Below are 17970 nucleotides of genomic sequence, written 5' to 3' on the forward strand. Positions count from 1 at the left end.
AAGTGAGGGCGCCGCGGGGGCCTCGCAATGCTTCAAAGCGAGGCCGGCGCGGCGCGAAGGCGCCCGGTGAGGGTCGGGCGCCGAAGGTCCGTTGCAAGGGGCGCTTGGGCCAGCAAGCGGGCGTTGCAACGGCAGCGCGCCGGGCGAAATCGCGGGAGATCGTTCGCGATTCAGCCCAGCGCAGCTGTGCTTACCACTGAGAGCCGGAGAAGCGCGAGCTGGCGGCGCGGGCTTTGTTCATCGATTCGTTCACTTCGTCGATGAAAGCAAAGACGCCAGCAACAGCGGCGATCACGGCTTGGCCAGCCTTCTTCAGGTTGGTCAGCGGGTGGGAATTCGGTTGGTTTTCGAGGGCGCCGCGAAGCAGGTCACGCTCGAGGGCGTCGGTCAGGCGGGCAGTGTGGTTCAAGGTCAGTTCGCTCATGGTCTTCTCCAGTCCGTTTCGTCTTGGGGTAATCCATTATAGGGATAACCCTAAATAGAAAGCAACGACCATTTCAGGGAAAACCCTAGTATGTTGTAAAAATGTTTATTTGGCAGGGACTTAGCGCGAGTTCCGCAGGGCGCGAGCGGCATCGGCGAGCTCGCCGGCGGTCAAGCCGATGGGGCCGATGCCTTGTGCGACCAGGGCGTCGGCGGCGGCGCCATGCAGCCAGACGGCGCCGGCCACCGCCTGGTCCCACGGGAGCTTTTGCGCAATCAACGAACCCAGCATGCCGGCCAATACGTCCCCGGTTCCGGCGGTAGCCAAGCCCGGGTTGCCGCTGGTATTGATGCGCGAGGAGCCATCCGGCGCGCAGACGATCGTGCCCGCGCCCTTCAGCACCACCCAGCACTGATAGCGCTGAGCCAGCTTCCACGCCGCGCCCGGCCGGTCGGCCTGGACGTCAGCGGTGCTGATACCTAATAGACGGCCGGCTTCGGCAGGGTGCGGGGTGAGCACGACCGGGCCATCGCCCCAGTTGGGCTGGACATCCCCCCAGGCCAGCAGGTTTAGCCCGTCGGCGTCCAGCACCAGCGGCGCTTCCCGGCGCAGCACGAACAGTTCGGACAGCGTGTTGGCCGCCAGCGCGCCCGTGCCGATGCCGCAGCCGGCGACCCAAGCGGTCACGCCCAGGTCTTCATCCAGCAATGCGCGGGCATCGCGCAGCATCAGTTCGGGCTGTTGCGGGTCGCAGGGCAGCGGGGACGTTTCTTGCGCAAAGCCGACGAGCACCTTGCCCGCGCCGATCTTCAAAGCGGCGCGTGCCGCCAGCAGCGGCGCGCCCGTCATGCCCGGCCCGCCGCCCACCACGCCTACCGTGCCAAAACTGCCCTTATGCGTGTCCGCATCCCGGGGGGAGAACAGGGCGGAAAGCGCGGCGCGGTCGATGGGGGCGGGGGTGTTCATTGGCTGAGGCTCCGAAGGGACAACGGCAAGGTGGGGGCCGATCTATCCACTATAGTGCGCAAAAACACGCCGGCCTTCAGGCCCGCCCCACTGCGAAAGACAATGCGGAGAAGACAATGACAGATATCACGCTGCAACACTATTCGGCCTATGAATCCCTGAAGTTGCGCCGGCATCCCGGGGGTGTTCTGGAGCTGATCATGGGCGCCAAGGGCGGCCAGCCGGGCAAATTGTCTACGGCCGATGACCGCATGCACCGCGAACTGGCCGACATCTGGCGCGACATCGATACCGACCCGGACACCCGCGTGGTGGTGATCCGCGGCGAAGGCAAGGGCTTCTCGGGCGGCGGCGACCTGGACTTGGTTCAGCAGATGGCCGACGACTTCGACGTGCGCACCCGCGTTTGGCGAGAAGCCCGCGACCTGGTCTACAACATCATCAACTGCAACAAGCCCATCGTGTCCGCCATGCATGGCGCGGCCGTGGGAGCCGGCTTGGTGGCAGGGTTGCTGGCCGACATTTCAATTGCCGCACGCGACGCCCGCATCATCGACGGCCACACCCGCCTGGGCGTCACGGCAGGCGACCACGCCGCCATCGTCTGGCCGCTGCTGTGCGGCATGGCCAAAGCCAAGTACTACCTGATGCTGTGCGAAACCGTCACGGGCGAAGAGGCCGAGCGCATCGGCCTGGTGTCCTTGTGCGTGGACGAGGCCGAACTTATCTCCCGCGCGTTCGAGGTGGCGAACAAGCTGGCCGCGGGTTCGCAGACCGCGATCCGCTGGACGAAGTATTCGCTGAATAACTGGTTGCGCATGGCCGGGCCGACGTTTGATACGTCGTTGGCGCTGGAATTCATGGGCTTTGGCGGACCGGACGTGAAGGAAGGCGTGAAGTCCTTGCGCGAACGGCGGGCGCCGAATTTCCGGCCGGATTCGCCGTTTTAAGGATGGCCGTTTTAAGGATCGCCGCTTTAAGGATTCACCGTTTTACGGATCGCCCCTTTAAGGATTCGCCGTTTTAAGGCGATGGGTTGCGCGCGTTAGACCGCGCGCGCAACCCATCATCACTTCTTAAAGAACTTCGCAAACGCCGCTTGCGCTTCGTCTGTTTGCAAGCGGGCGCGGAACTGCTGGGCTTCGTAGTCCAGCGTTTCCTGAACGGCCTGACGATCCGCCCGTTTCATCATGGCCTTGGTCAGGCGCAGCGCGGCGGGCGGTTGGCGGGCCAGGTCGGCAGCAGTGGCCTGAGCCGCGGCCAGCGCCTGGCCTTTTTCCGTCACCGACGTAGCCAGCCCGGCCTCGTACGCGTCTTGCGCGGTAAACGCCTTGCCCTGCAACAGCCATTCGGCGGCGCGGCGGCCCACCAGGCGCGGCATCAGCAGGCTGGATGCGCCCTCCGGGCACAACCCCAGCGCCACGAACGGCATGCGCAAGGTGGCGCCGTCGCCCACGTGAACAAAATCGCAGTGCTGCAATAAGGTCACGCCGATGCCGATGGCGTAGCCCTCGACTGCGGCGATGACCGGCACCTCGGCCGTGGTCAGCGCGCGCAGGAACGTCAGGCCGGCGCTGTCGCCCGCGCCGCGCTCCGCCTGGAAGTCGCGCAGGTCGTTGCCGGCCGTGAAGTGTTCGCCCGCGCCCGTCAGGATCACGGCGGATACGGACTGATCCGCCGATGCCTGCACGATCTGTTCCGTCAGCGCGGCGTAGGTCGCCGTGTCCAGTGCGTTACGGCGGTCCTGGCGGTCGATGGTGAGAGTCAGGACGGCCCCGTCGCGGGCAACTTTCAGGCCCGCGCTCATGCGTACGTCCGGCTGGCCAGCCGGGCCTTTGCGTCGTCGTACTCACGGCGCAGCGTGTCGACGATCTTGCGGGTGGGTTCCACGCTGGCGATGCCGCCCACGCCCTGGCCCGCGCCCCAGATGTCTTTCCACGGTTTGACCCGGGACGAGCCGAAGTTGGACGCGCCGCTGTCCGGCTGCGGCAAGTTGGCCGGGTCCAGCCCCGACGCCGTGATGCTGGCCTTCAGGTAGTTGCCCGGGATGCCGGTGAAGAAGGGCGTGTACAGAATGTCTGACGCGCTGGCCTCGACGATGGCTGACTTATAGCCTTCGCTGGCGTTGGCTTCCTCGCTGGCGATGAAGCGCGTGCCCATATAGGCGAAGTCCGCGCCCATGGCCAGCGCGGCCAGCACGTGCTCGCCGGTGGTGATGGCGCCCGACAGAATCAGTGGGCCGTCGTAGAAGCGGCGCACTTCGGACACCAGCGCGAACGGGCTCAGCGTGCCTGCGTGGCCGCCGGCGCCCGCGCACACCAGAATCAATCCGTCGACGCCTGCTTCCAGCGCCTTTTCGGCGTGGCGCAGGGTGGTGACGTCGTGGAAGACCTTGCCGCCCCAATCGTGCACGCCTTTGACCAGGTCGCCGGGTGCGCGCAGGCTGGTGATGATCAGCGGCACGCGGTGGCTGGCGCACACGGCCAGGTCTTGCTCCAGGCGGTCGTTGGACTGGTGAATGATCTGGTTGACGGCAAAAGGCGCCACAACGGCGCCGGGGTTGGCTTCGCGGTGCGAGGCCAGGCCAGCCTGGACTTCATCCAGCCAATCGGTCAGCAGGCTTTGCGGACGCGCGTTCAGCGCGGGAAATGACCCGACGATGCCGCTCGTGCACTGGGCGATGACCAGCTTCGGGTTGGAGACGATGAACATGGGGGCGCTGATGACCGGCAGGGACATCTGGCCATACAAATCTGTCACAAGAGAGTGGGGCATAGCGTCGTCGCGTTGTGTCCAGGTCAGTCCAGAAAAGGCGGGCCTGCATTCAGGCTTGAGCACCCAAGGCGGATGTGCCTATAATTACCTACCGACCGTCCGGTAATTAATTAATCTTTATTTAACGGCATGCGCTGAACCGCTGTCAATGGAGGCCCGCGTGGCCCCGTTGGCGCCGCCCCGCGCAGCCCCTGCAAAGGCTGTCATGGCGACCTCCGCCCCTCCCGCCCAGAAGCGCGCCCGCGCCGGCCGGCCCCCCACGCTGGCCGCGCCGCGCGAACGCATTCTGGAAGAAGCCGCCAAGCTGTTCGCCCAAAGCGGTTACGACGGCAGTTCCGTGTCGGACCTGGCCGCCGCCATCGGGGTGTCCAAGGCCGCCATCTATCACTACTACACCACCAAGCAGGACATTTACGACGCCATCATCCTGGGCGTACTGAGCGGGCTGACGCAGAACGTGGGCCAGGATGTGGCCGACGCCGACGGCGCCGCCGCCCGCCTGCGCGCCTTCATGGTGGGCCACGCCCGCTACTTCGAACAGCACCATGCTGAATTCGTCACGATGCTGATTGGTTATTCCGGCATGGCCCTGCCCGAACGCGAAGACGCGGCGCGGCTGCGTGACGGCTACGAAAAGCGCCTGCGTGAACTGATCGCGCAAGGTGTGGCCGACGGCGTATTCCGCCCGCTGGATGTGGCCGCCACGGGCCGCGCCGTGCTGTCCATGCTGAATTGGATGGTGCGCTGGTACAAGCCCGGCCAGGGCGACAGCGCTGAAACCATCGCCGCTGGATATTTCGATTTATTGGTTGGCGGCATGCGCGCCTGACGCGCCGCCGCCCACGTTTCGCATCCCTTTCTGAGACTTCCATCATGGCCCTCGACACCGAAACCCTGAACCTGTTGCTGGACGCCGTGCGCCGCTTTGTGCACGAACGCCTGATCCCCGCCGAAGACGAGCTGGCCGAGAGCGGCCAGGTGCCGCCGGCCATCGTCAACGAAATGCGCGAATTGGGGTTGTTCGGCCTGTCGATCTCGCCTGACTTCGGCGGCCTGGGCCTGACGATGGAAGAGGAAGTGCGCGTGGTGTTCGAACTGGGCCAGACCTCGCCCGCGTTCCGTTCGCTGGCGGGCACCAACATCGGCATCGGCTCGCAAGCCATCGTGCTGGCGGGCACCGACGAGCAACGCGCGCGCTACCTGCCCAAGCTGGCCAGCGGTGAACTGATTGGCTCGTTTGCGCTGACCGAGCCGGACGCCGGTTCCGACGCGATGGCGCTGCGCCTGTCCGCTGAACGCGACGGCGACAGCTACGTGCTGAACGGCACCAAACGCTACATCACCAACGCGCCCATCGCCGGCCTGTTCTCGGTCATGGCGCGCACCGCGCCCGAGCGCCGCGCCAATTCGATTTCGTGCTTCCTGGTCGAAGCCGGCATGCCCGGCCTCATCATCGGCAAACCCGACAAGAAGATGGGCCAGGCGGGCGCCTTGACCAGTGACGTGGTGTTCGACAACTGCCGCGTGCCCGCCAGCGCCTTGTTGGGGGGCGAAGAAGGCAACGGCTTCAAGACGTCGATGCGCGTGCTGGACAAGGGCCGTCTGCATATCTCGGCGCTGTGCGTGGGCATTGCCGACCGCCTGCTGTCGGACGCCGTCAAATACGCCATGGACCGCAAGCAATTTGGGCAGCCCATTGCCGAATTCCAGCTGATCCAGGCGATGATCGCTGACAGCCAGGCCGAACTCTATGCCGCACGTTGCATGGTGCTGGACGCCGCCCGCATGCGCGACCGCGGCGAGAACACCACGATGCAGGCCGCATGCTGCAAGCTGTTCTCGACCGAAATGGTGGGCCGTGTGGCCGACCGCGCCGTGCAGATCCACGGCGGCGCGGGCTATATGTCCGAGTACGCTGTTGAACGCTTCTACCGTGATGTGCGCCTGTTCCGCATCTTTGAAGGCACCTCGCAAATTCAGCAGCTGGTGATCGCCCGCGAGACGATCAAAGCGCATTCCTGAGGCCGCAGCGCGCGCAAACCCGGGTTTGGTGTCCAAAGTGTCCAACCGGCTAATATCCGGATTGACGAATTGGTGCTCCGGGCGCGACCCTAGCGGTCCGCCGTTTTCATTTCTCATCTAGCGAAAAGAACACAGATGTCGCAACGTCCCGCTCCCCTTACCGGCATACGCGTGCTGGACCTGACCCGCGTGCTGGCGGGCCCCTGGTGCACTCAGAACCTGGCCGATCTTGGCGCCGAGGTGATCAAGATCGAACGCCCCGGCTCGGGTGACGACACGCGCGCCTGGGGTCCTCCGTACCTGAAGGACGAAGCGGGCAACGACACCACCGAAGCGGCGTACTACCTGTCGGCCAACCGCAACAAGATGTCGGTGGCGCTGGACATCGCATCGCCGCGCGGCGCCGAGCTGGTGCGCGAACTGGCGCTGCAAAGCGACATCCTCGTTGAGAACTTCAAAGTCGGCGGCCTGAAAAAATACGGCCTGGACTACGAAAGCCTGAAGGCCATCAACCCGCGCCTGATCTACTGCTCGATCACCGGCTTTGGCCAGACCGGCCCCTACGCCAGCCGCCCCGGCTATGACTTCATGATCCAGGGCATGGGCGGGCTGATGAGCATCACCGGCGAACGCGATGATCTGCCGGGCGGCGGTCCGCAAAAGGCGGGCGTTGCCGTGGCCGATCTGATGACCGGCATGTATTCCACCGTGGGCATTCTGGCTGCGCTGCTTGAGCGCGCCAACAGCGGCCAGGGTCAACACATCGACATGGCTTTGCTGGACTGCCAGGTCACCATGCTGGCCAACCAGAATCTGAACTTCATGACCTCGGGCGTCGCGCCCAAGCGCGCGGGCAACGCGCATCAGAACCTGGTGCCGTATCAGGTGTTTGCGGCGGCCGATGGCCACCTGATTGTGGCGGTCGGCAACGACAGCCAATTCCGCAATTACTGCGGTGCGATCGGCCTGCCCGAGTTGTCGGCGGACCCGCGCTTTTCCACCAACCCGCAACGCGTGAAGAACCGCGCCGAGCTCGTGCCGCTGTTGGCCGAGCGCATGGCCACAGGCGCGCGCGACCACTGGCTGGCTGCGCTGGAAGGCGTCGGCGTGCCGGCCGGCCCCATCAATACGCTGGACCAGGTCTATGAAGACCCGCACGTGCTGGCGCGCGGCATGAAGCGCGAGCTGCCGCATCCGGCCGCCGGCCGCGTGCCGATGGCGTCTAGCCCGCTGAAGTTCTCGGACAGTCCGGTCGAATACCGCCGTCCGCCGCCCATGCTGGGCGAGCACACCGCACAGGTCTTGGCCGAAAAGCTGGGCCTGTCGGCCGAAGAAATCCAGGCGCTGGCGCAGACCCAGTCCTGACCGGAAACGGGGCGGCCAAGCGCCGCCCCGTTTTCCTTGCGCCCCGCCACGGCGCGCACGATCCATTCCAATACAGGCAGGAGAGAGTTGATGACGGAGATTCAAACCATCGGCGTCGTAGGCGCCGGGGCCATGGGGCGCGGCATTGCGCAGATCGCGGCGCAAGCCGGCCTGCGCGTGCGCTTGTACGACACCAGCGCCGATGCGGTTGCCGCCGCGCGCGAGTCGTTGCGCCAGACCTGGGACAAGCTGGCTCAAAAGGGCAAGCTGACCGCCGCCGACGCGCAAGCCGCGCTGGAGCGCGTGGAAACCGCCACGGCGCTGACCGACATGTCGGCGTGCCAGCTGGTGGTGGAAGCCATTGTCGAACGCCTGGACGTCAAGCGTGACTTGTTCGCCGCGCTGGAAGGCGTGGTGTCGGAAGACTGCATCCTGGCGTCGAATACGTCGTCGCTGTCCATCACCGCCATTGCCGCTGCCTGCAAGCATCCGCGCCGCGTGGCGGGCTATCACTTCTTCAACCCCGTGGCGTTGATGAAGGTGGTTGAGGTGATCGACGGCCTGCGCAGCGCGCCCGAAGTCGGCGACGCGTTGGCCGCGCTGGCCCGCCGCATGGGCCACACGCCTGTGCGCGCAAAAGACATGCCGGGCTTCATCGTCAACCACGCAGGCCGTGGCATGAATACCGAAGGCTTGCGCGTGGCGCAGGAATCGGTCGCGACCTTTGCGCAAGTGGATGCCGTCATGCGCGAGCAGGCCGGCTTTCGCATGGGCCCGTTCGAGCTGCTGGACCTGACGGCGCTTGACGTGTCGCACCCGGTGATGGAATCCATCTACCGCCAGTTTTTCGACGAGCCGCGTTTCCGTCCATCGCCCATCACCACCGTGCGTTTGGCGGGCGGCCTGATCGGCCGCAAGGCGGGTGAAGGTTTCTACGTTTACGCCGATGGCCAGAAGCAGGTGCCGGCCGAACCGCCCGTGCCGGCGCTGCCGGGAGGCTTGAAGGTCTGGGTCAGCCCCAAGCACGCGGAAGGCTATGCGCGTGCGTCGGCGCTGGTCGAAAAGCTGGGCGCGACGCTTGTCACCGGTTCTTCGCCTGATGCCGATGCGCTGATCATCGTGACGCCGTTTGGCGATGACGTGTCGACGTCGGTGTCCGCACAAGGCTTGAACGCGAGCCGCACGGTGGGCCTGGACACGCTGTACGCATTCGATAGCGCCAAGCGCCGCACTGTCATGGTGTCGCCCGCTACCGACGCCAAGTGGCGCGACGCCGCCCACGCGCTGCTGGCCGCCGACGGCGTGCCGGTGACGGTGATCGAGGATTCGCCGGGCTTCATCGCACAGCGCATCGTGGCCATGATCGTCAACATCGCCAGCGACATCGCGCAGCAGCAGATTGCTACCCCGGAAGACATCGACCAGGCCGTGACGCTGGGCCTGGGCTATCCGGTAGGCCCGCTGGCCTTAGGCGACAAGCTGGGCGCCGAGCGCATCCTGGAAATCTTGAAGAGCATGCAGCGCGTGACGGGCGACCCCCGTTATCGCCCCAGCCTGTGGCTGCAACGCCGCGTGCAGCTGGGCATGTCGCTGCTGAAGTCGTCGGCGGAATAAGCGCTGACATTGCACGGCGATAAAAAAAGCCCCTTGAGCAATCAAGGGGCTTTTTGTTTGCGCGCCGGATTTATTTCGCGGCGTCCACCATGTATTGCACGGCGGCGCGGATGTCGTCTTCCGAGGCGTTGGCGGCGCCGCCCTTCGGGGGCATCGGCGGCTTGCCTTGCATGGCGACCTTCACCATCGCGTCCATGCCGGTCTTGATGTACGGGTCCCACGCGGCCTTGTCGCCGAACTTGGGCGCGTTGGCGACCCCTGTGGCGTGACAGGCGAAGCAGACGCTCTTGTAGAGCTTCTCACCTGCCGGGTTCACGGCGGCGGCCTGTTGCGGGGCGGCGGCGGGAGCAGCAGGAGCGGCAGCGGCAGGAGCAGCAGCCGTGGGAGCTGCGGCAGCCGATGCTGCGGCAGCCGGTGCTGCGGCAGCCGCAGCACCAGCGGCGGGAGTAGCAGCAGGAGCAGCAGCAGGCGCGGCATCCGCTTCCTTCTTCGCGCCTTCTTCCGCGGGGGCGGCGGGTTCAGGCAGCGAGGCGCCGGACTTGTTGGCCATATAGACCACGGCGCGCGCGACTTCGTAGTCGGACAGCGTGGGGTTGCCGCCCTTGGCCGGCATGCCGCCCTTGCCGTGCAACGCCACGTTCAACATCGTGTCGTACCCGGACTTGATGAAGGGCGCCCAGGCCGCGTTGTCGCCCATCTTGGGTGCGCCGGCCACACCGGCGGTGTGACAGGCCGTACAGACGGCGGCAAACACCTGCTCGCCCGTCTTGAAGACCTTGGGCGCGTTGGCGTCAACCAGTTCAAAACCCGCGACGGGTGCAATACGTTTGGTGATGGCTTCTTGCGTCAGCGTGTCAGAGCCGGCGCCGACCTTGTTGCCGGAGACCACCATGTTCACCAGGAGGATGATGATGGCGATTGGGATCACGAAAGATAGAACGATCGTGACGACCAGTTGCTTGGGGGTCTTGATGGGGGAGGAGTGCTCTTCTATGTGTTCCTGCTCGTTGCTCATGACCAAATCCTGCTAACGGGTGGGGCGCCTGGCGGCGGCAACAGAAAATCAGTAACTGCACAAATCGGCGGACTATTGACGCATCCGCCTGCAAGCAAACGCTGGATTATATAACGGTGTCAGGGACGAGCGTCCAATGCCTCTGCCGGGGTTTTCGATGAGATTGCAGGAGGTTTTGATCCACTTCATGCACGCTAGCGAAAACTAGGTACAATGTCGCCTCCTTGCGCTGCGCCCGTAGTTCAATGGATAGAATGAGAGTTTCCGAAGCTCTTGATACAGGTTCGATTCCTGTCGGGCGCGCCACTTGAAACCACGCTCTGATGGTTTTACGCGCAACGGCCAGCCAGCCTCTTGGCAATATTCCCCGATATTCAAAAAGAAAAAATCACGCGCTGCATTTTTCACCGTGCGTTTTCCGCCCTGCGCTTTCCGCCGTGCAGTAGCCGCGCGTGACCGTGCGCGAAAATGACAACGCCCGCTTCCGGTTTGAACGGCAGCGGGCGTAATCCAAGCAACAGCGCAAACAGTGCAAGCAACGCAAACAGCGCAAGCAACATCGCAACCAACACCATCAGCGCAAAGATTGCCAATCACGCGGTCAACGCAAAACTGGCCATCAGCGCAACCCCACTTCAATCATCCAGCGACGGCACCGTGCCGATTTGCGTGAGGATGCGCGGCGACTCCATGTCGCCGGTTTCTTTGTCGATCCAGACTTCGTAAGCGGCGACGCCTGCGAATTTGGAGGCCATGGAGTTGGCGATTCGGATGGCTCCGAATTCGCTGCTGGCCGGACGGATTTCCCCGGGCGCCACGCCGTTGGCGGCGGCGCGATAGGGAACGACGATGTACTGAACAAGATGAGCGGCTTCGGACACAGGATTCTCCCTGGACGACAGTTTTTCGGGCGAGCGAAATGTATCACGTCGCACTGTGTTTTTGTACAGTATTTATTCGCCTGGCGCCAACAATATTCTTCGCACGGGAAAACCCCTAGCGGGCAATCATTGATCAAAATCCGCCTCGCCTCTAATATTTTCGAAAATCCACGAAGTTTTATAAAAAACGAGGCAAGGGATGGAAGCGAACCGGTACGACGCCTATCGCGAGGACACCGCAGGCCGCGCCAATGTGGCCGACTCGCCCGAGCGCATCGCCTATTACGAAGAGCTTGCGCGCCTGGAAACGGGCGCGTTGTGGACGGTGGCGAACAAGATCGAGCCTTGGGCGCCGCGTTCGGCGTCGGTGCCGGTGGTGTGGCGCTATCAGGAGTTGCGGGGCCATGTGCTGCGGTCGGCCGAGCTGGTGTCGCCCGAAGAGGCCGGCCGGCGCGTCATCTATCTGAATAACCCCGGCCGGCGTGATGTGGCCGCCGCCGTGGGCTGGCTGTATTCAGGTTTGCAGGTGATGCAGCCCGGCGAGCTGGCGTCCGCCCACAAGCATTCGCATTCGGCGCTGCGCTTCATCATGGAAGGCCAGGGCGCGTACACCGTGGTCGACGGCCACAAGATGACGCTGGGCGCGAACGACTTCGTGCTGACGCCCAACGGCACCTGGCACGAGCACGGCGTGGCCGAAGATGGCACCACCTGCATCTGGCAAGACGGGCTGGACATTCCGCTGGTCAACGCGCTGGAAGCGGGTTTCTACGCCGTGCATCCCGACCTGAACCAGCCGGTGACCTATCCCGTGGACGACACTAGCGCGGCGTGGGGCAACGCGGCATTGCGTCCGCAGGTGTCGGGCTGGACGAAGCCGTACTCGCCGCTATTCAAGTACGAATGGGAGCCCACCTACGAAGCGTTGCGCCGTTATGCGCGCACCACCGCGGGCAGCCCCTTTGACGGCATCCTGCTGGAATACGTGAACCCGGCGACAGGCGGTTCGGTCATGCCGACTATCGGCGCCAGCATGCAACTGTTGCGCCCCGGCGAACACACCAAGGCGCATCGGCACACCGGCAGCTTCCTCTATCAAGTGGCCAAGGGCAGCGGATTTTCCATCATCGATGGCAAGCGCTACGACTGGACCGAACGCGACATTTTCTGCGTGCCGTCGTGGGCCATCCACGAACACGTCAACCTGTCGTCCAACGACGACGCCTGCCTGTTCTGCTTTAACGACCTGCCCGTGATGCGTTCGCTGGCGCTGTACCGCGAAGAAGCGGTCAAGGAAAACGACGGCCATCAAGTGCTGATCTAGCGCCGCCTGATCCCTCTTTCATTTTTATTCGCCGCGCGGGCTGGGCTCGCGCGTTGGCTCAACTCGTTCTGAATCAATGGAGTTCCTATGCGCTTGGTGACTTTTCGCGCTCATCCCACGGCCGCCGCAAGGCTTGGCGCGCTGGCCGAAGGCTATGTAATTGACCTGGCGTTGCTGGGGCAAGCGGGCGGCGTGGACCTGCCCGCCGACATGCTGGCGTTCATTGACCTGGGCCCCGTTGCCGTTGCGCAAGCCACGCGCCTGATGGACGCCTATCGCGGCGAATGGCCTGTTGGCACGGCGCTGCCGCAGGAAAACGTGAAGCTGCTTGCGCCCATTCCGCGCCCGCGCAAGAGCATCTTCGGCATCGGCCTGAACTATGTGGAGCACGTCGCGGAATCCAGCCGCACGCTGGACACGTCCGCCGACTTGCCCAAGCAGCCGGTGATTTTTTCCAAGCCGCCCACCACCGTCATCGGCCCGGGCGACGCCATCGAACACAACGCCAAGATCACCCAACAGCTGGACTGGGAAGTGGAACTGGCCGTGATCATGGGCCGGCGCGCCACGCGCGTGGCCGAGGCCGACGCCTTGTCCTATGTGTTCGGCTACAGCGTCATGCTGGACATGAGCGCGCGCGATTGCCGCCGCGCGGGCCAGTGGATCTATTCCAAGGGCCAGGACACGTACGCGCCGTTCGGCCCGTGCATTGTCACCGCCGACGAAATCCCGGACCCGCAGGTGCTGGACTTGTGGCTCACCGTCAACGGTGAGAAGAAGCAGGGCTCCAACACGCGCCACATGCTGTTCAAGGTGCCGTTCCTGATTTCGGACATCAGCGCCGGCATCACGCTGGAGCCGGGCGACATCATCGCCACCGGCACGCCCGAAGGCGTGGGCGCGGGCCGCAAGCCGCAGGAATGGTTGTGGCCGGGCGATGTGGTGGTGGCGTGCGTAGAAGGCATCGGCACGCTGCGTCATCCGGTGGTGGCGGTGTAGGCAACGCCCGGCCGCAAGGCGGGCAACGCAGTCTTCAAGGGGAAAACATGATCAAGAAACAAAAACTGGGCGGCCTGGCCGCTGTGTTGTCCGCCGCCGTCGCCATGGGCGCGGCGGTTGCCGCCGAACCCGTCAAGATCGGCTTCATCGCCACCTTGTCCACGCCGGCAGGCTACATCGGCGAAGACGAGCGCGATGCGTTCAACCTGGCCATCAAGCAGGGCGACGGCAAGCTGGGCGGCGTGCCGGTGCAGCTGGTGATTGAAGACGACGGCTTGAAGCCCGCCAACGCCAAGCAGGCTGCCGACCGCCTGCTGCAATCAGGCGTGAAGCTCTTTACCGGCGTGAACTTTTCCAACGTGCTGGCGGCAGTGGTGCCCAGCGTCGTGAAGTCGGGCGCGTTCTACGTAAGCTTGAACCCAGGCCCGTCGAACTTCGCGGGCGAAAAGTGCGACCCGAACTATTTTGTGGCGTCGTATCAGAACGATGCCTTCCACACGGCGGGCGGCGTAGCCGCCAATGAGCTGGGCTACAAGCGCGTTGTGCTGCTGGCCCCGAACTATCAGGCCGGGCGCGACGCCATCGAAGGGTTCAAACGCACCTATAAGGGCGAGGTCGTGGCCGAGATCTACACCAAGCTCGACCAGTCTGATTTTTCCGTGGAGCTTGCGCGCCTGCGCTCGCTGGCGCCGGAAGCCATCTACCAGTTCCATCCGGGCGGCACCGGCATCAACTTCGTCAAGCAATACGCGGCGGCGGGGCTGAACAAAACCATCCCGATGCTGATGCCCAGCTTCTCGATGGATGCGCGGATGATCCAGGCAACGGGCGACGCCTCGGCCGGGTCTTACACCACCGGCATCTGGTCGCAAGACTTCAACAACCCGCAATCGCAAGCCTTCGTGAAGGCGTTCAAGGAGGCTTACGGACGCGTGCCCACCGACTACGCGATGCAAGCCTACGACACCGCGCAACTGATCGGCGTGGGCCTGAAAGCGACGGGCGGCGACTTGTCCAAGGCGGCGGAGTTTCGCGCGGCGTTGCGCAAGCCCGAGTTCACGTCGCTGCGCGGCAAGTTCAGCATGAACACCAATCAGCATCCCATTCAGGACCTGTACCTGATGCGTATCGAAAAAGACAGCGCGGGCGGCTTGTCGCCGCATCTGGTGCGCAAGCTGGTGTCTGACGACAAGGACGCCTATGCCCAATTTTGCAAGATGCCATCATGACGCTTCTGTTTGAACAGCTGCTCAACGGCTTGCAGTTCGGCGCCATGCTTTTCATGCTGGCGGCCGGGCTGACGCTGATCTTCGGGATCATGGGCGTCGTGAACCTGACGCACGGTTCCTTCTACATGGTGGGCGCGTACTGCGCGGCCTACGCCATCGGCACCACCGGTTCATTTCTGGCGGGCGTGCTGGCCGCGCTGCTGGGCGCGGGCCTGTACGGCATCTCGGTCGAAGTGCTGGTGATACGCAAGCTGTACAAGCGTGATCACCTGTACCAGGTGCTGGCGACTTTCGGGCTGCTGTTGTTTTCGAACGAAGCCGTCAGCCTGATCTTTGGCCGCCGTCCGCCGCTGGTGGGCATTCCGTCTTTCCTGGAAGGCGCGGTGACGCTGGCGCCGGGCTTTCAGTATCCGCTGATCCGCCTGTCGTTCATCGCCATTGGCGCGTTGGTGGCGGTGGGCTTGTGGTGGCTCGTCAACCGCACGCGTATCGGCATGTTGATCCGCGCAGGCGCTGATGATCGCGAGATGGTGGACGCGCTGGGCGTCGACATCCGCAAGCTCTACACGCTGGTGTTCGGGCTGGGCGCATTGCTATGCGGGCTGGCGGGCGTGATGGCCGCGCCGCTGTTGGCCGTTGAAATCGGCATGGGCGAACGCATCCTGATCACTACCTTCGTGGTCATCGTGATTGGCGGGGTGGGTTCGGTGCGCGGCGCGCTGGCGGGCGCCTTGCTGGTGGGTATGGTCGACAGCCTGGGGCGGGCCTTCCTGCCGCAACTGCTGTCCACAATGTTCTCGCCCGCCACGGCGGACCCGCTGGCGGCCGGCATGGCCTCGGCCAGTATCTATGTGTTGATGGCGATCGTGCTGATCGCCAAGCCCGGCGGCTTGTTTCCGGCGCGAGGATGATGATGGCAAACACTCTTTCAAATCGCGCCCGCTGGGGCTTGGGCGGCCTGGCGGTATTGGTTCTGCTGCCCGCGGCCGCCGTGGCGTCGGGCTCGCCGTTTCTGATCGGCGTGGTGACGCGCTTTCTGATCTACGGGCTGGCCGCGGTCAGCCTGGATCTTGTCATTGGCTACGGCGCCATGGTCAGCTTCGGCCACGCCATGTTCTTCGGGCTGGGTGGTTACGCCGTGGGCATCATCGCGTTTCATACGGCCGAGGCCGGCCCGATCTTCGGCTGGGCGGGCAGCAACGCGGCGCTGGTGGTGTGGCCGATTGCGCTGGCGGTGTGCGCGCTGGCTGGCTGGGTCTTCGGTTATCTGGCCCTGCGTACGCGCGGCGTGCAGTTCATCATGATCACGTTGGCGTTCGGGCAAATGGTGTATTTCATTCTGGTGTCGTTGCAGTTTTACGGCGGTGACGACGGCTTGATGATTCCGCAACGCAACGTGCTGCCGGGCGTCAACCTGGAAAGCCCGATGGTTTTCTACTACGTGTGTCTGGCGTTGCTGACGGCGTGGACGCTGCTGTGCATCCGCGTGACCAACTCGCGCTTTGGCATGGTGCTGCAAGCATTGCGCCAGAGCGAGCGGCGCGCGCTGAACCTGGGCGTAGCGCCAACGCCGTACCGGCTTAGCGCGTTTGTGCTGTCGGCGGTGGGCACAGGCCTGGCGGGCGTGCTGTGGGCCAACTACGCCGGGCTTGTCACGCCGGACATGGCCGCGTGGACCAAGTCGGGCGAGCTCATGGCTATCGTGATTCTGGGCGGCGTGGGCACCTTGCTGGGGCCGATTGCGGGCGCGGCGGTGTTCCTGGGGCTGGAGCAGATGTTGTCGTCACTGACCGAGCATTGGCTGCTGTACATGGGGCCGATTCTGGTGCTGGTGGTGTTGTGGGGGCAGAAGGGCCTGTTCGGAAAACTGCTGGAGACGCGCCATGCCGACTGACACCTCCACAAGCCTGTTGCAACTGACGCAGCTGCGCAAGGCGTTTGACGCGGTGGTGGCCACCAACGGCGTCGACCTGGACGTACAAGCGGGCGAAATCCACGCCATCATCGGCCCTAACGGCGCGGGCAAGTCGACGTTGATTGCGCAGATTTGCGGCGAGATCCGGCCGGACTCGGGCACGATTCATCTGGACGGGCGCGACGTGACGGCGCTGCGCGCCTTTGAACGCGCGCGGCTGGGCCTGGGCCGCTCGTTTCAGATCACCGAGCTCTGCCACGAATACACCGCGCTGGAAAACGTGATCTTGTCGCGCATGTTGAAAGGCGGCCGCGCGTTTGGCGCGTGGTCTGATCCGCGCCGCGATGCCGGCCTGAAGGCTGAAGCCATGCAATGGCTGACGCATGTCGGGCTGGCTGACCGCCGCCACGTGCGGTCGGCAGACTTGGCGCATGGCGAAAAGCGGCAGCTGGAACTGGCGGTGGCGCTGGCGCGTTCGCCGCGGCTGTTGCTGCTGGACGAACCCATGGCCGGCATGGGCCCAGAAGAATCGGCGCGCATGACGCGGCTGCTGCAAGGCATGAAGGGCGAGTACGGCATCTTGCTGGTCGAGCACGACATGGACGCCGTGTTTGCGCTGGCCGACCGCATCAGCGTGCTGGTGTACGGGCGCGTGGTGTTCAGCGGGCCGCCCGACGAGGTGCGCCGCCATCCGGACGTGCGCGCGGCCTACCTGGGAGAAGAGCATGTTGAAGGTTGACGGGCTGACGGGCGGCTACGGGTCAAGCAAGGTGCTGTTCGGCATGTCGTTCGAGGCCAGCGAAGGCGAGGTGATTTCGCTGATCGGCCGCAACGGCATGGGCAAGACCACCACGGTGAAAACCGTGATGGGCATGTTGCCGGCAACGGGTGGCGCGGTGCAGTTTCGGGGCCAGACATTGGGCCGCTCTGCGCCCAGCACGGTCGCGCGCCTGGGCGTGGGGCTGGTGCCGGAAGGGCGGCGCGTGTTCGGGTCGCTGACGGTGCAGGAAAATCTGGTGGCGACGGCGCGCGTGGCGCCGGGCGGGTGGGACCTGGAACGGGTCTACACCTTGTTCCCGCGTTTGAAGGAACGCCGTGGGCAGTCGTCGCGCACCTTGTCGGGCGGCGAGCAGCAGATGCTGGTGGTGGGCCGCGCGCTGATGACCAACCCCAAGCTGCTGATTCTGGACGAGGCCACCGAAGGGCTGGCGCCGCTGATCCGTCAGGAAATCTGGCGCTGCCTGCGCGCGCTGAAGGCCGAGGGGCAGACCATTCTGGTCATCGACAAGAACCTGCCCGAGATGGCGACGCTGGTCGACCGCCATTACATCGTCGACAAGGGGCGCGTGGCCTGGTCGGGCAGGCCTGCCGAGCTGTCTGCGCAGCCTGAGCTGGCGCATCGGTATCTGGGCATCTGACGGCGAGGCCGCACGGGTAGAAT

At 64.6% G+C, this 17970-nt stretch carries 19 protein-coding genes and 1 tRNA gene; 13 read left to right on the top strand and 7 right to left on the bottom strand.

Annotated features, from left to right (window positions below; all coding sequences use genetic code 11):
- Positions 1–190: 190 nt before the first annotated feature.
- Both ACFZAI_RS18495 and ACFZAI_RS18500 read right to left on the bottom strand, forming a co-directional pair.
- Positions 191–424 (bottom strand): hypothetical protein, encoded by a 234-nt coding sequence (locus tag ACFZAI_RS18495; RefSeq protein WP_054421242.1) that lies wholly within the window; start codon positions 422–424, stop codon positions 191–193.
- 120 nt (positions 425–544) lie between these two features.
- Positions 545–1390 (bottom strand): NAD(P)H-hydrate dehydratase, encoded by an 846-nt coding sequence (locus ACFZAI_RS18500; protein ID WP_391568328.1) that lies wholly within the window; start codon positions 1388–1390, stop codon positions 545–547.
- Positions 1391–1506: 116 nt separating this feature from the next.
- Between ACFZAI_RS18500 and ACFZAI_RS18505 the strand changes: the two genes are divergently transcribed.
- Complete coding sequence (locus tag ACFZAI_RS18505; protein ID WP_391568329.1) at positions 1507–2340, top strand: enoyl-CoA hydratase/isomerase family protein; 834 nt, start codon at positions 1507–1509, stop codon at positions 2338–2340.
- Positions 2341–2459: 119 nt separating this feature from the next.
- Here ACFZAI_RS18505 and ACFZAI_RS18510 read toward each other — a convergent pair whose 3' ends face one another.
- Both ACFZAI_RS18510 and ACFZAI_RS18515 read right to left on the bottom strand, forming a co-directional pair.
- On the bottom strand, positions 2460–3197 hold the full coding sequence (locus ACFZAI_RS18510) for an enoyl-CoA hydratase-related protein (RefSeq protein WP_391568330.1): 738 nt from the start codon (positions 3195–3197) through the stop codon (positions 2460–2462).
- Complete coding sequence (locus ACFZAI_RS18515; protein WP_391568331.1) at positions 3194–4165, bottom strand: NAD(P)H-dependent flavin oxidoreductase; 972 nt, start codon at positions 4163–4165, stop codon at positions 3194–3196. Before ACFZAI_RS18515 ends, ACFZAI_RS18510 begins: the two co-directional genes overlap by 4 nt.
- 205 nt (positions 4166–4370) lie before the next feature.
- Here ACFZAI_RS18515 and ACFZAI_RS18520 point away from each other — a divergent pair, with 205 nt between their 5' ends.
- The 4 genes from ACFZAI_RS18520 to ACFZAI_RS18535 all read left to right on the top strand — a co-directional run bounded on the left by ACFZAI_RS18520 (position 4371) and on the right by ACFZAI_RS18535 (position 9166).
- On the top strand, positions 4371–4994 hold the full coding sequence (locus ACFZAI_RS18520; RefSeq protein ID WP_391568332.1) for a TetR/AcrR family transcriptional regulator: 624 nt from the start codon (positions 4371–4373) through the stop codon (positions 4992–4994).
- A gap of 44 nt (positions 4995–5038) precedes the next feature.
- Positions 5039–6187, top strand: a complete 1149-nt coding sequence (locus ACFZAI_RS18525) for an acyl-CoA dehydrogenase family protein (protein ID WP_391568333.1) — start codon at positions 5039–5041, stop codon at positions 6185–6187.
- Between the two features lie 135 nt (positions 6188–6322).
- On the top strand, positions 6323–7552 hold the full coding sequence (locus tag ACFZAI_RS18530; RefSeq protein ID WP_391568334.1) for a CaiB/BaiF CoA transferase family protein: 1230 nt from the start codon (positions 6323–6325) through the stop codon (positions 7550–7552).
- Positions 7553–7642: 90 nt separating this feature from the next.
- Positions 7643–9166 carry a 3-hydroxyacyl-CoA dehydrogenase gene (locus ACFZAI_RS18535; RefSeq protein ID WP_391568335.1) on the top strand — a complete coding sequence of 508 codons (1524 nt, stop codon included), beginning with the start codon at positions 7643–7645 and terminating at the stop codon, positions 9164–9166.
- 70 nt (positions 9167–9236) lie between these two features.
- Here ACFZAI_RS18535 and ACFZAI_RS18540 read toward each other — a convergent pair whose 3' ends face one another.
- The gene (locus tag ACFZAI_RS18540) at positions 9237–10181 is read right to left on the bottom strand and encodes a c-type cytochrome (RefSeq protein ID WP_391568336.1); all 945 of its coding nucleotides are present in this window, start codon (positions 10179–10181) and stop codon (positions 9237–9239) included.
- A 231-nt stretch (positions 10182–10412) separates the two neighbouring features.
- On the opposite strand from ACFZAI_RS18540, the gene ACFZAI_RS18545 reads away from it, so the two are divergent.
- Positions 10413–10487 (top strand) — tRNA-Arg (locus tag ACFZAI_RS18545).
- Positions 10488–10585: 98 nt separating this feature from the next.
- Here ACFZAI_RS18545 and ACFZAI_RS18550 read toward each other — a convergent pair.
- Complete coding sequence (locus tag ACFZAI_RS18550; protein WP_391568337.1) at positions 10586–10774, bottom strand: hypothetical protein; 189 nt, start codon at positions 10772–10774, stop codon at positions 10586–10588.
- A gap of 42 nt (positions 10775–10816) precedes the next feature.
- Positions 10817–11062, bottom strand: coding sequence for a hypothetical protein (locus tag ACFZAI_RS18555; protein ID WP_006217094.1), 246 nt, complete (start codon positions 11060–11062; stop codon positions 10817–10819).
- Positions 11063–11261: 199 nt separating this feature from the next.
- Here ACFZAI_RS18555 and ACFZAI_RS18560 point away from each other — a divergent pair, with 199 nt between their 5' ends.
- The 7 genes from ACFZAI_RS18560 (at position 11262) to ACFZAI_RS18590 (ending at position 17947) form a co-directional block, all read left to right on the top strand.
- Positions 11262–12386, top strand: a complete 1125-nt coding sequence (locus ACFZAI_RS18560; RefSeq protein WP_391568338.1) for a cupin domain-containing protein — start codon at positions 11262–11264, stop codon at positions 12384–12386.
- 87 nt (positions 12387–12473) lie between these two features.
- Positions 12474–13385, top strand: a complete 912-nt coding sequence (locus ACFZAI_RS18565; RefSeq protein ID WP_391568339.1) for a fumarylacetoacetate hydrolase family protein — start codon at positions 12474–12476, stop codon at positions 13383–13385.
- A gap of 47 nt (positions 13386–13432) precedes the next feature.
- On the top strand, positions 13433–14614 hold the full coding sequence (locus ACFZAI_RS18570; protein ID WP_391568340.1) for an ABC transporter substrate-binding protein: 1182 nt from the start codon (positions 13433–13435) through the stop codon (positions 14612–14614).
- Positions 14611–15525: a branched-chain amino acid ABC transporter permease gene (locus ACFZAI_RS18575; RefSeq protein ID WP_054421256.1), complete on the top strand. Its 915-nt coding sequence runs from the start codon at positions 14611–14613 to the stop codon at positions 15523–15525. Before ACFZAI_RS18570 ends, ACFZAI_RS18575 begins: the two co-directional genes overlap by 4 nt.
- Entirely contained in the window at positions 15522–16508 is a 987-nt protein-coding gene (locus tag ACFZAI_RS18580) for a branched-chain amino acid ABC transporter permease (RefSeq protein WP_391568341.1), read from the top strand. The genes ACFZAI_RS18575 and ACFZAI_RS18580 overlap by 4 nt, the downstream gene beginning before the upstream one ends.
- A complete protein-coding gene (locus ACFZAI_RS18585) occupies positions 16498–17268 on the top strand; it encodes an ABC transporter ATP-binding protein (RefSeq protein ID WP_391568342.1) in 771 nt (256 codons plus the stop codon). The genes ACFZAI_RS18580 and ACFZAI_RS18585 overlap by 11 nt, the downstream gene beginning before the upstream one ends.
- Positions 17255–17947 (top strand): ABC transporter ATP-binding protein, encoded by a 693-nt coding sequence (locus tag ACFZAI_RS18590; RefSeq protein ID WP_391568343.1) that lies wholly within the window; start codon positions 17255–17257, stop codon positions 17945–17947. Before ACFZAI_RS18585 ends, ACFZAI_RS18590 begins: the two co-directional genes overlap by 14 nt.
- Positions 17948–17970 lie beyond the last annotated feature (23 nt).

It is taken from the genome of Achromobacter sp. NPDC008082 (assembly GCF_042957345.1).
In the GTDB taxonomy this organism is placed as follows: domain Bacteria; phylum Pseudomonadota; class Gammaproteobacteria; order Burkholderiales; family Burkholderiaceae_B; genus Achromobacter; species Achromobacter kerstersii_A.